The sequence below is a fragment of the Pseudomonas furukawaii genome (assembly GCF_002355475.1).
In the GTDB taxonomy this organism is placed as follows: domain Bacteria; phylum Pseudomonadota; class Gammaproteobacteria; order Pseudomonadales; family Pseudomonadaceae; genus Metapseudomonas; species Metapseudomonas furukawaii.
Map to the genome: position 1 here is coordinate 2574871 of NZ_AP014862.1, position 12268 is coordinate 2587138.

Below are 12268 nucleotides of genomic sequence, written 5' to 3' on the forward strand. Positions count from 1 at the left end.
GGCTTTCCAGTGGCGAAGGCCGTCACTCGGACGGCCCCGGTATTACGTGGGTTGCGATCGGCCGCCTTACCACTTGTAGCTGGCGCTGGCTACGACGCTGCGCTCGTCGCCGTAGTAGCAGTAGAAGCCGTCGCAGGTGGAGATGTAGTCCTTGTCGAACAGGTTGGTCGCGTTGAGCGCCAGCGAGGCGCCGCTGAGGCTGCTGTCCAGGCGACCGAGGTCGTAGTGCACGGCCGCATCGAACACCGTGTAGGCGTTCGCGTGGCCGAGCTCGGTGTTGGCCTGGTCGCCATAGGTGTTGCCGGTGTAGCGCGCACCGGCGGCGATGCCGAAACCATCGAGCAGCCCCTCGTGCCAGGTGTAGTCGGCCCAGACCGAGGCCTGGCGATTGGGCATCAGCTGCAGGCGCTTGCCCTTGAACTCACCGTCCTGCACCTCGGATTTCGCCTGGGTGTAGGCGGCGGTCAGCTTCAGGTTCTCGTTGACGTCGGCCACGGCTTCCAGCTCCAGGCCCTTGACCTTCACTTCGCCGGTCTGGCTGGTGACCGGGATGCCACCGATGCGGTTGGTCGCCGACACGTTCTGCTGGGTCAGGTCGTAGACCGCGGCGGTGAGCAGGATGTCGGTGCCGGGTGGCTGGTACTTGATGCCCAGCTCCCACTGCTTGCCCTCGGTCGGCTTGAACGACTCGGTCGGCGAAGCCGTGGCGTTGCTGGTCGGCTGGAAGGACTCGGCGTAGGACAGGTAGGGCACGACGCCTGAATCGAAGACGTAGCTGAGGGCCGCGTTACCGCTGAACGCCTGGTCGCGCTCGGTGTTGGTCGCATCGCCCTGGTTGAAGAACTCGGTGCCGGTGTGTACCCAGTCCTCGCGCCCGCCAAGGGTCAGGCGCCAGCGATCGAGGGCCATCTGGTCCTGGACGTACAAGCCGGTCTGGCGGGTCTTCTGGTTGTAGTCGTAGAACGCGGCGGAACGCGGCGGGCGGGTAATCGGCACGCCGTAGATCGGGTTGGTCACGTTGACGTCCGGGACCTGGCCGAAGATCGACAGGTAGTTGGTGTTGTTGCGCTGGTGGTCGAGGCCGAGCAGCAGGGTGTGGCTGATGTCGCCGGTGGTGAAATCGGCCTGGAAGTTGTTGTCCACCGCGAACTGGCTGATGTCCTCGTCCACATTGGTCGAGCTGCGGCCGGTGTTGCCGTTGTCGTCGACGACGAAGCCGAAGGCGGCGAAGGCCGGAATGTAGGAGTTGACGGTGATGGCCTGGAACGACAGGTCGGACTTGGTGTAACGCAGGTTCTGGCGGAACTGCCAGACGTCGTTGAAGCGATGCTCGAACGCATAGCCCAGCGCGTAGTAGGTGCGGTCGTAGAACTCGTAGTTCGGATCGCCCAGGTTCTTGTGGTGGGAGATCGTGCCGAACGGCATGTCGATCTTGGTGCCCTGGATCGGGCGGAACTGGCTGGTGACGCCGGTATCGTCGCGGGTGAACTGCGACAACAGGGTCAGGGTGGTATCGGCGTCGATGTTCCAGGTCAGGCTCGGTGCGACGTTGTAGCGCTTGTCTTCGATATGGTCGATCTGCGTGTCGCTGTCGCGTACCACGCCGCTGACGCCGTAGAGGAACCGGCCTTGCTCGTCGATCCTGCCGGTGCTGGCGAAGTTGATCTGGCGATGGTTGTCGCTGCCGTACTGGAGTTCGACCTCATGGCTCGACTCGGCGCTCGGACGGCGGCTGACCATGTCCAGCAGGCCGCCGGGCGGGGTCTGGCCGTACACCGACGACGCCGGGCCGCGCAGCAGGGCCAGGCGGTCCAGGTTCCAGGTCTCCGGTTTCGGGTTGGCGTACACGCCCTTGGGCAGCGGCAGGCCGTCGAGGAACTGGGTCGGCTCGAAGCCGCGCACGCGCATCCAGTCGAAGCGGGTGTCGCTGCCGTAGCTGCTGGAGACGATCCCCGGCATGTACTTCACCGCATCGTCGAGGCTGTGCACGCCACGGTCCTGCATCTGCTCGCGGGTGGCGACGGAAATCGAACGCGGGGCTTCGACCAGCGCCGTATCGGTCTTGCTCCCGGCGGCGGTGCGCTTGGCCAGGTAGCCGGTGGTCGGTCCCCAGGCCGTCTCGTAGCTGCGGCTGCCTTCGATGTTCACGTCCGGCAGGTTCAGTGCCTCGTCAGCCACCGGTGCCAGGCTGTAGCTGTCCGCGCCGATCTGTACCAGACGCAGGTCGCTGCCCTGCAGCGCGCGGGAGAGGGCCTGCAGCGGGCTCATTTCGCCCTGGATCGCCGGAGCGGTCCTGCCACTGGTCAGGGTCGGATCGACGCTGAGCACGATGCCCGCGTCGGCGGCGATGCGATTCAAGGTGCTGGCCAGTGGGGCTGCAGGCAGTCGGTAGCTTTCGGCCAGGGCCGGGTTGGACAGGCCGCCGAAGGTGACGGCCAGGGCCAGAAGCGTGCGCCGGAACGGGGTGGAGGCAAGGTGCATTACGAACATCTCCTAAGTGAGAAATCGTCTCAATGCCCTAGTGCCGAAGCAGATTGGAAAAGTGACAGGGGTGGTAGAGAAAATTTTCCGAGCGTGGCCTCGTAGGAGCCGGCTCGCCGGCGAACGGCACGGGCCGGTTCGCGAGCAAGCTCGCTCCTACAGAAGTGGCATGTCCATGACATATCCCGGCTCAGTCCTTCGCCGGCACCACCCGCACCCACCAGTCGCTGAATCGCTCGATGCGCACCGGCAGGCTCGGCGGCAGCGCGGCCAGGGCCTTGTCGCTGTCGTGGAGCGGGAAAACGCCGCTGATGCGCAGCGTGGCCAGGTCCGGGTCGAGGCCGAGATAGCCCTGTCGGTACTCGCCGAGGCGATCCACCAGCTGGCCCAGGGGCATCTCATCCGCCACCAGCAGCCCACGGCTCCAGGCATCGCTGCCCACCGGGGCGCTGCGGGTCGGCCCCAGCCGCTGGTCAGCGATCCACACCTGCTCCCCGGCGCGGATGACCCGATCGGCCGACTCGTAATGGGAGCGCGCGGCCACGGCTGACTCCAGAACCACCAGGCGAGTGGCATCGCCCTCGCGGCTCACCAGGAATCGGGTACCCAGGGGCTGCAGACGGCCCTGGTCGGTCTCCACCACGAAGGGGCGTGGATCGTCGTGGCCGGTTTCCACCAGGATTTCGCCTCCTCGCAGGTACAGGCGACGCTCCGGGCCTTCGAAGTCGACATCCAGCGCGGTGCGGCTGTTGAGTTGCACCCGGGTCTGGTCCGCGAGGCGCAGTTCGCGATGTTCGCCGCTGCCGGTACGCTCGTCCGCCAGGTAGTCACCCAGGGGGCGTTGCTGGGCCAGCAGGCCGAGGCCCAGGCCGGAGGCCAGCAGCAGGGCCAGGGCGCTGCCGGTGATGCGGTGCAGGCTGCGTCGACGGACGCCACCGCTGCGCAGCAGGGCGCGGCGCGCGGAAGGATGGGCGGCGGCGCTGAGGTGCCGGTCGATACCGCCCAGTTGCTGCCAGACGCGGGCGTGCTCGGGGTGGGCGGCCAGCCAGCGCTGGATGTCCTGGTGATCCTGCTCGGTGGCGTCTCCCGAATCGAGGCGCAGCTGCCAGGCGATGGCTTCGTCCAGGGCGCGTGCGGACACCGGGTTCATGTCGGCTCCCCATAGAGGGCGATGTAGCACTGGCGCATGCCCTGGGCCAGGTACTGGCGCACCCGGGAGGGGGAGACGCCCAGGCGCTCGGCGATCTCGGCGTGGCCCAGGCCGTCCAGGCGGTTGTAGAGGAAGGCGGCGCGAGCCTTGCTGGACAACTGGCCCAGCAGCCGGTCGATCTCCCGCAGGTTTTCCAGGATCAGGGCCTGGTCCTCGGGGCTGGGGTGCAGGTCCCGCGGCGCCAGCGCCAGTTCTTCCAGGTAGGCCCGCTCCAGGTCGTTGCGGCGGAACTGGTCCACCAGCAGGCCTCGGGCGATGGTCGCCAGCAATGCGCGGGGCTCCCGGGGAGCCTGTAGATCGGGACGCGCCAGCAGGCGCACAAAGGTGTCCTGGCTGACATCCTCGGCGCGCTGGGGGCATTGCACCGTCTTGCGCAGCCAGCCGAACAGCCAGTCGCGGTGATCGCGGTAAAGCAGCCCTACCCGATGCGGATTCGCGGGATCGCCGGCCGACACGTTGACCTCGTCGAGATGATGTGTGAGGAGTGATTAAGAACGATTCGCAATGATGGCAGAGGCGATGCCGATGCCGCAATCAGCGTCGGGGGGAAGGGCGATGGGCGGCGGTCGCGGCGGGAGGGGCGGCGAGGGGCCGCCCCGAGGACTCAGTGCTTGCTGCCGTCTTGCGGCAGGGCCAGCAGTCGCTTTTCCTGGTTCCAGTCGAAGGGTTCGTCGTTCTGCTCGGCTTCATAGCGGCGCTCGTCGAGGCGCTGGAAGAGTTCGATTTCTTCGTCGGGCATGAAGTGCAGGCAGTCGCCACCGAAGAACCAGAGCAGGTCGCGGGGCACCAGGTGGGCGATCTGCGGGTAGCGGTGGAAGACCTGGCTGATCAGGTCCTGGCCCAGGTACAGGCTGCTTTCCGGATCGCGGGGCAGTTCGTTCATCAGGTCGTCGAAGCGTTCGACGAACAGCGCGTGGTTTTCCTCCGGCACCTGTTCGGCCTCGCCCAGGGCGACCAGGATGCCACGCAGGTGGGCAAGCAGGGCGAGGTGGTGGTCGAGGTAGGCATTGGCCATGGCGGGTGTCCTGAAGCGTGATGGGGCGCGGGAGTATAAGGCCCCCCGCGCCCGCTGTCCCGCCCGGGGGCTCAGCGGATCTGGCCCGGACGATAGGCCAGCTCCTCGGGGCTGAAATCATCGACATCGATGACCCGCCGCCGCGCCGCTTCGGCGTCCCGCCACTGGTCGGCTTCCTGGGCGCTCAGCAGGCCGGCGGCCAGGGCGGCGTCCACCAGGGGTTCGCCCGCCGCCACGGTCAGCTGGCCGGATTTCAGTGCCTGGTGAACGCGCTGGCGCAGCGGCTGGCTGGCATCGACGAGGCGCCGCGCCACCTGCAGCGCGCCCACCGGGTCGCTCGCCTCCTGCGGGCGGTAGCAGCCGCTCAGCAGTTCCTCCAGGGCCGGGTCGCCGGAATCCCGGCCGATGATGGCGGCGACCTCGGCGCCCAGCGCGTCGGAGGGCCCGGAATGGCGGCGCCCCAGGGGGAACACCAGGGCGTTCAGCAAGGCGCCCAGCCAGCGGTTGGGGAAGTTGCGCAGCAGGTCGTCCAGTGCTTCCTCGGCCTTGCCGAGGGACTCCTCCAGGGCCCAGCGCACCAGGGGTTGCAGGTGCCCGGCGTAGTCGCGGTCGTGGTAGCGCTTCAAGGCCGCCGAGGCCAGGTAGAGATGGCTGAGGACATCGCCAAGGCGCGCCGACAGGCGCTCGCGGCGCTTCAGTTCGCCGCCCAGCAGCAACATGCTGCTGTCCGCCAGCAGTGCGAAGGCGGCGCTCAGGCGGTCCAGGGCACGGAACCAGGGGCGGGTGAGGTTATCCCCGGGGGCGTTGCCGACCCGCCCGAGGCTGAGCCCCAGCAGCAGGCTGCTGGCGGCGTTGCTGACGGCGAAACCGAGGTGCTGGAGCAGCAGGTCGTCGAACTCCGCCAGGGCGCGGTCCTGGTCCTCGCGGCTGGCCAGGGTCATTTCCCGGAGGACGAAGGGATGGCTGCGGATGGCGCCCTGGCCGAAGATCATCAGGTTGCGCGTGAGGATATTGGCCCCCTCCACGGTGATGGAGATGGGCGCGCATTGCCAGGCGCGGCCCAGGTAGTTGTTCGGGCCGAGGATGATGCCCTTGCCGCCGTGGACATCCATGGCGTGGCCGATGCATTCGCGGCCGCGCTCGGTGAGGTGGTACTTGAGGATGGCCGAGAGCACCGAGGGTCGTTCGCCCTGGTCCACCGCACTGGCGGTGAGGATGCGCGCGCTGTCCATGAGCCAGGCGTTGCCTGCGATGCGCGCCAGGGCTTCCTGGATGCCCTCGAAGGCGGCCAGCGGGACGTTGAACTGCTCGCGCAGCTGGCAGTACTGGCCGCTCACCAGGCTGCTGGCCTTGGCCGCGCCGGTGGCGGCCGCCGGCAGGGAGATGGAGCGGCCCACGGACAGGCAGTTCATCAGCATCATCCAGCCCTTGCCGAGCATGTCGCGGCCACCGATCACCTGGTCCAGGGGGATGAACACGTCCTGGCCGGCGTTGGGGCCGTTCATGAAGGCGGCGCCCAGGGGCAGGTGCCGGCGGCCGATCTCCACGCCGGGGGTGTCGGTGGGAATCAGCGCCAGGCTGATGCCGAGGTCGTCCACGTCGCCCAGCAGGTGCTCCGGGTCATGGGCCTTGAAGGCCAGGCCCAGCAGCGTGGCGATGGGGCTGAGGGTGATGTAGCGCTTCTCCCAGGTGAGGCGCAGGCCAAGCACCTCTTCGCCCTGCCACTGGCCCTTGCAGACGATGCCCACATCGGGCATCGCGCCGGCGTCGGAGCCCGCCAGGGGGGAGGTGAGGGCGAAGCAGGGGATCTCCTCGCCGCTGGCCAGGCGCGGCAGGTAGTGCCGGCGCTGCTCGTCGGTGCCGTAGTGCAGCAGCAGTTCGGCCGGACCGAGGGAGTTGGGCACCATCACGGTGGAGGCCAGGTCGCCGCTGCGGGTCGCCAGCTTCATCGCCACCTGGGAGTGGGCGTAGGCGGAAAAGCCCTTGCCGCCGAACTCCTTGGGAATGATCAGGGCGAAGAAGCCGTGGCGGCGGATGTGCTCCCAGGCCTCCGGCGGCAGGTCGAGGCGCTGGCCGATGTCCCAGTCGCGGACCAGCGCGCAGAGTTCCTCGGTGGGGCCGTCGAGAAAGGCCTGCTCCTCCTCGGTCAGCTGCGGGCGCGGCGAGTCCAGCAGCCGGCGCCAGTCCGGCCGGCCGCTGAACAGCTCGCCGTCCCACCAGACGGTGCCGGCCTCGATGGCGTCCCGCTCGGTGTCCGACAGGGGCGGCAGGACCTTGCGGAACCAGGCGAACAGGGGCGCCGTGAGGTACTTGCGGCGCAGGTCGGGAAGGGCCAGGGGCAGCGCCACCAGCAGCCAGAGCGCCCAGAGCGCCAATTGCAACCCGCCAGGGGCCGGACTGAACGCGCCCATCAGCACCAGGAAGCCGGCGCAGAGGCCCAGGGCGGGCCAGGGCGCGGTACGACGGTGGGCGAGGCAGGCGACGGCCAGGACCAGGGCGATCAACCAGATGAACGTCATGCTCGATCCTCCTTGAAGGTGAAACCGCCCAGAGCTTAGTCGCCCCGGGGCGCCAGCGCCGACCCCGTCCGGCAGGCGGTCAGTCCGTTCGTTCGCCAGGGTGTGCGCTACAGGGAGCATCTGGCGGACCAGGGTCGATTCGCCGACCTGCCCGAAGGGCTGTTCTTCGGTCATCTGCAACGGGTCTATCCGCACCTGTTCGCCGAAGGCTCGCCGTTCATGCGTGGAGACCTGCGTGGTGACCTGCATGCCGAGGCCCTGGCAGCGAGCTGACGCACAGTTTCATGAGGAAAGTTTGCCGGGCGCTTTGCCCACGCCCGGCCCGCCGGTAGCATCGTCGCATTGCACAGGGAGCGACGAATGCGAACCAAACTGGATGCCTGCCTGAACGCCGTCAACCAGGTCCTTTTGGGCAAGGAAACCCAGGTCCGCCTGGCCCTGGCCTGCCTGCTGGCCCGTGGACACCTGCTGATCGAAGACCTGCCCGGCATGGGCAAGACCACCCTGGGGCACGCCCTGGCCAAGGTGCTGGGGCTGAGCTTTCAGCGCATCCAGTTCACCTCCGACCTGCTGCCCGGGGACATCCTCGGCACCTCGGTGTTCGACAAGGACAGCGGCCAGTTCGTCTTCCACCCGGGTCCGGTGTTCGCCGAGCTGGTGCTGGCGGACGAGATCAACCGCGCCACCCCCAAGAGCCAGAGTGCGCTGCTGGAGGCCATGGAGGAGGGGCAGGTGACCATCGAGGGTGCCACCCGGCCGCTGCCGGAGCCCTTCTTCGTCATCGCCACCCAGAACCCCGTGAGCCAGGGCGGCACCTTCGCCCTGCCGGAATCCCAGCTGGACCGCTTCCTCATGCGCCTGTCCCTCGGCTACCCGGCGCGAGCGGCGGAGAAGGCGCTGCTCCAGGGCGAGGCGCGGCGGGAATTGCTGCCGCGCCTGGAACCCATCTTCACCCATGCCGAGCTGGGCCTGATCCAGGCCGAGGTGCCCAAGGTGGTCGCTCGCGATGCCCTGGTGGACTACGTGCTGCGGCTGGTGGACGCCACGCGCAGCCAGCCGCAGTTCGCCTGGGGGCTGTCGCCCCGGGCCAGCCTGGCGCTGCTGTCGGCCGCCCGGGCCTGGGCGTTGCTGGCCGGGCGTGACTACGTCATTCCCGAGGACGTGCAGGCGGTGCTGCCGGCGGTGGTGGGACACCGACTGCGGGAGCGCGCCGACCCCTCCGGCCACGGCGGCGGCGCCCTGGTGCAGTGGCTGCTGCGCGAAGTGCCGGCGGTCTGATGCTCCAGGCCCGTTGGGACCGCTGGCTGGCCCGTCGCATCCCGCCCGCCAGCCAGGTGCGCCTGGACCAGCGACGCATCTTCATCCTGCCCACCCGCGCCGGCCTGGCGTTCGGCGTCGCCCTGGTTCCCATGCTGCTGGTGGCCATCAACTACCAAAACAGCCTGGCCTACGCCCTGACCTTCCTCCTGCTCTCGGTCTTCCTGGTGGCCATTCTCCATACCTACCGCAACCTCGGCGGGCTCAGGCTCAAGGCCGGGGGCTGCGCGCCGGTGTTCCTCGGCGAGCAGGCGCATTTCCGGGTCACCCTGGAAAGCGGCGGACGCGAGCACCAGGCCATCGCCGTCGGCTGGCCGCCGCAGCCGTTGCAGTTGGCCGACGTGCCCGCCAATGGCGCCGCCGACCTGGAACTGCACCTGCCCACCCAGCGGCGCGGCTGGCTGCGGCCCCGGCGCCTGCGGGTGGAGAGCCGGTTCCCCGTGGGGCTGCTGGTGGCCTGGAGCTGGGTGGACCTGGACCAGGCGCTGCTGGTCTATCCGCGACCGCTGGAAGGCGACCTGCCGCTGCAGCCCGGCTCCGGCGACGATCAGGGCGAGGAGGGCGCGCTGGCCCTGGGCGCCGGCGCCGACGATTACCAGGGCCTGCGCAGCTACCAGCCCGGCGATTCCCGGCGCCGCCTGCACTGGAAGGCCTATTCCCGGGGGCAGGGATTGTTCGTCAAGGAGTTCGCCGCGCTGGCTGGCCGCGACGTCTGGCTGGACCTGGCGCAACTGGACGGCGACCTGGAACGCCGCCTGGGCCTGCTCTGCCACTGGGTGCTGCAGTTCTCCGCCCGTGGCCAGCCCTTCGGCCTGCGCCTGGGGGCGCAGGAGGTGCCGCCGGACAGCGGTGACGTCCACCGCGAGGCCTGCCTGCGCGCCCTGGCGCTGTTCGGAGGCGGGCAATGACTGCCCAGCCCATCACCCGGATCGGCCTCGGCTGGCTGCTGGTGGCCCAGGTGCTGGTGATCCTGCCGCACATCCCGCACCTGCCGTACTGGATAGTCGCCATGTGGCTGGGATGCGCCGCCTGGCGGGTGCAGATCTACCGCATGCGCGCGCGTTTCCCCGGCGCCCTGGTCAAGGCCGGCCTGATCCTGGCGGTGGCCCTCGGCGTGTTCTTCTCCCGGGGCACCCTGGTGGGGCTGGAGGCCGCCGTGGTGCTGCTGGTGGCGGTGTTCATCCTCAAGCTGGTGGAACTGCGCAGCCAGCGCGACGCCCTGGTGCTGATCCTCCTGGGCTTCTTCACCCAGGTCACCGCCTACCTGTTCAACGACGGCATGCTGGCCGCCCTCTACAGCCTGTTGCCCCTCTGCGCGCTGCTGGCGGCCCTGGTCGGCCTGCAACAGAGCCGGTTCGCCGCGCGTCCGCTGGTGCCGCTGAAGGCCGCCTCCGCACTCCTGCTGCAGGCCGTGCCGCTGATGATCCTGCTGTTCCTGTTCTTCCCGCGCCTGGGTCCGCTCTGGTCGTTGCCGCTGCCCAACGACAAGGGCGTCACCGGACTGTCGGACACCATGAGTCCGGCGGATATCGCCGAACTCAGCCAGTCCGGCGAACTGGCCTTCCGCGCCAGTTTCGAGGGCCCGATCCCGCCCCAGGCCCAGCTCTACTGGCGCGCCCTGACCCTGGAACGCTTCGATGGACGACGCTGGTCCCAGTCCCTGGGTGCCCAGCACGGCGCTCCGGCCCAGTGGGTCAGGCAGGGCGAGCCCTTGCGCTACAGCATCGTCATGCAGCCCAGCGGTCGACCCTGGCTCTTCGCCCTCGACGTGGGGCAGACCCCGGAGCGCGACGTGCGGCCCAGGGCCGATTTCCGCCTGGAGCGACGCCGGCCGGTGGACCGCTCGCTGCTCTATGAGGTGACCTCCTGGCCCCAGGCGATCCGCGAGCCCCAGGGCGATCCCGCCGCCCTGCGCCGCGCCCTGCAGTTGCCCGAGGGCGGCGATCCCCGCAGCCGCGCCTGGGCCGCCGAGCTCAGGCAGCGCCATGCCGATCCCCAGCGACTGGTGGACAGCCTGCTGAGCCATTTCAACCGCGAGCCCTATGTCTACACCCTGCGGCCACCGCCCCTGGGCGCCGACAGCATCGACGCCTTTCTCTTCGACAGCCGGCGTGGTTTCTGCGCCCACTACGCCGGGGCAATGACCTTCCTGCTACGGGCGGCCGGTATCCCCGCGCGGGTGGTGGCCGGCTACCAGGGCGGCGAGCTCAACCCGGCGGGCAACTATGTGCTGGTCCACCAGTTCGACGCCCATGCCTGGGTGGAGTACTGGCTGCCGGGCAAGGGCTGGATCAGCGTCGACCCCACCTTCCAGGTCGCGCCCAACCGCATCGAGCGTGGCCTGGAGGAGGCGGTGGCCAACGAGGCCAGCTTCCTCGAAGGCTCACCCCTCTCGCCGCTGCGCTACCGGCAACTGGCCTGGCTGAACCAGGTTCGCCTGGCCTGGGACAACGTCAATTACGGCTGGCAGCGTTGGGTCCTGGGCTACCAGGGTGAGCTGCAGTCGCAACTCGCCCGGCGCTGGTTCGGCGAGCTGGACGGCCGCATGCTGGGGCTCGGCCTGGTGGCGGCGGGCGCGTTGTCCATGGCGGTGCTGGCGCTGTTCCTGTTCGCGCCCTGGCGGCGGGAACGCGACCCCCAGTTGCGCCAGTTCCAGCACTTCGAGCGCCTGTTGGCACGCCATGGCGTGGCTCGGGGCCGGGGCGAGGGGCCACGGGACTTCGCCGAGCGCGCCAGTCGCGAGCTGCCGCGCCAGGCGGCGCAGATCCGTGCTTTCCTCGCCGCCTTCGAGGCCAGCCGCTATTCCGCCCATGGCGGGGCGGACCCGGCGACCCTGTTGCGTGAATTACGCCGTGCCTTGCCCTGGCGTCTGCGCGCCAGTCGCGGATAATCCATGCTTTGTAAGTTCGGCCCGCCCTGCGGGCCCGTTGCCGGGAGAGCCTGAAGATGGCCGCATTGCTGGATGACCTGATCGCCGAGGTCATCGCCCTCGAAGTACGCCTGCGGGCTTGCACCCTGCGTCTGGATGCGCGCACCGATGCAGAGGCCCTGCATGACCTGCGGGTCGCCACCCGGCGCCTGCGCAGCCTGCTGCGACCCTTCCGAGGGCTGCCCGTGGCGGATGTGCTGGGGGAGGCGGCGGCGGAGGTGGCGCGTCGCAGCGGCCCCTTGCGTGACCTGGAAGTGCTGAACCTGGAGCTGAGCCGCCACGGCCTGGAGCGCCTGGCGGCCGGCCGCGAACGCGCCTTGCAGCAGGGTTATCGCCAGTTGCTGGAAGGGCCCGAGCTGCCCCGGCTGTTCCAGGTCCTGGACGCCTGGCCGCAGCTGATGCGGATCTCCCAGCGGGAAGGGCTGCTCAAGGGCATGGAGAAGGCGATCGGCAAGGCCCTGGCGAAGACCCGCAAGCGCCTGATGGAGGCGCTGCGCGACCCCGCCCATGACCGCCACCGCCTGCGCCTGCTGATCAAGCGCCTGCGTTATGGCCAGGAGGTCTACCCGGACTTCATCGACCTGCCGCCCAAGACCCGGCGCCTGCTCCTGGGGGCGCAGGCCGCCCTGGGCAAATGGCACGACCGTTACCAATGGCTGGCCCGCGCCGCACAGGAGCCCGACCTGCAACCCCGCGTGCGCGCCTGGCAGGTGGCCCTGCACGCCAGCGAGGTCCGGGCGGACCGGGTGCTGGAGAAACTGCAACGGCGATTGGGCTGATTCGGCCCCTGGCGCAAA

At 69.3% G+C, this 12268-nt stretch carries 10 protein-coding genes; 5 read left to right on the top strand and 5 right to left on the bottom strand.

Going from position 1 to position 12268, the window contains the following annotated elements; all coding sequences use genetic code 11:
- Positions 1 to 66: 66 nt before the first annotated feature.
- From KF707C_RS12065 to KF707C_RS12085, 5 genes are all read right to left on the bottom strand, one after another.
- Positions 67 to 2481 (bottom strand): TonB-dependent siderophore receptor, encoded by a 2415-nt coding sequence (locus tag KF707C_RS12065; RefSeq protein ID WP_003454143.1) that lies wholly within the window; start codon positions 2479 to 2481, stop codon positions 67 to 69.
- A 190-nt stretch (positions 2482 to 2671) separates the two neighbouring features.
- On the bottom strand, positions 2672 to 3631 hold the full coding sequence (locus KF707C_RS12070; RefSeq protein ID WP_003454142.1) for a FecR domain-containing protein: 960 nt from the start codon (positions 3629 to 3631) through the stop codon (positions 2672 to 2674).
- Complete coding sequence (locus tag KF707C_RS12075; protein WP_003454141.1) at positions 3628 to 4146, bottom strand: RNA polymerase sigma factor; 519 nt, start codon at positions 4144 to 4146, stop codon at positions 3628 to 3630. The genes KF707C_RS12070 and KF707C_RS12075 overlap by 4 nt, the downstream gene beginning before the upstream one ends.
- Before the next feature lie 149 nt (positions 4147 to 4295).
- Positions 4296 to 4706: a PA2817 family protein gene (locus tag KF707C_RS12080; protein WP_003454140.1), complete on the bottom strand. Its 411-nt coding sequence runs from the start codon at positions 4704 to 4706 to the stop codon at positions 4296 to 4298.
- A gap of 71 nt (positions 4707 to 4777) precedes the next feature.
- A complete protein-coding gene (locus KF707C_RS12085) occupies positions 4778 to 7225 on the bottom strand; it encodes an acyl-CoA dehydrogenase (protein ID WP_003454139.1) in 2448 nt (815 codons plus the stop codon).
- Between the two features lie 102 nt (positions 7226 to 7327).
- Here KF707C_RS12085 and KF707C_RS29325 point away from each other — a divergent pair, with 102 nt between their 5' ends.
- From KF707C_RS29325 to KF707C_RS12105, 5 genes are all read left to right on the top strand, one after another.
- Positions 7328 to 7498 carry a hypothetical protein gene (locus tag KF707C_RS29325; protein ID WP_003454137.1) on the top strand — a complete coding sequence of 57 codons (171 nt, stop codon included), beginning with the start codon at positions 7328 to 7330 and terminating at the stop codon, positions 7496 to 7498.
- A gap of 87 nt (positions 7499 to 7585) precedes the next feature.
- Positions 7586 to 8503 carry an AAA family ATPase gene (locus KF707C_RS12090; protein ID WP_003454135.1) on the top strand — a complete coding sequence of 306 codons (918 nt, stop codon included), beginning with the start codon at positions 7586 to 7588 and terminating at the stop codon, positions 8501 to 8503.
- A complete protein-coding gene (locus KF707C_RS12095; RefSeq protein WP_003454133.1) occupies positions 8503 to 9450 on the top strand; it encodes a DUF58 domain-containing protein in 948 nt (315 codons plus the stop codon). The genes KF707C_RS12090 and KF707C_RS12095 overlap by 1 nt, the downstream gene beginning before the upstream one ends.
- Positions 9447 to 11432, top strand: a complete 1986-nt coding sequence (locus KF707C_RS12100; RefSeq protein ID WP_003454131.1) for a transglutaminase TgpA family protein — start codon at positions 9447 to 9449, stop codon at positions 11430 to 11432. The genes KF707C_RS12095 and KF707C_RS12100 overlap by 4 nt, the downstream gene beginning before the upstream one ends.
- Before the next feature lie 56 nt (positions 11433 to 11488).
- A complete protein-coding gene (locus KF707C_RS12105; RefSeq protein ID WP_003454129.1) occupies positions 11489 to 12250 on the top strand; it encodes a CHAD domain-containing protein in 762 nt (253 codons plus the stop codon).
- Positions 12251 to 12268 lie beyond the last annotated feature (18 nt).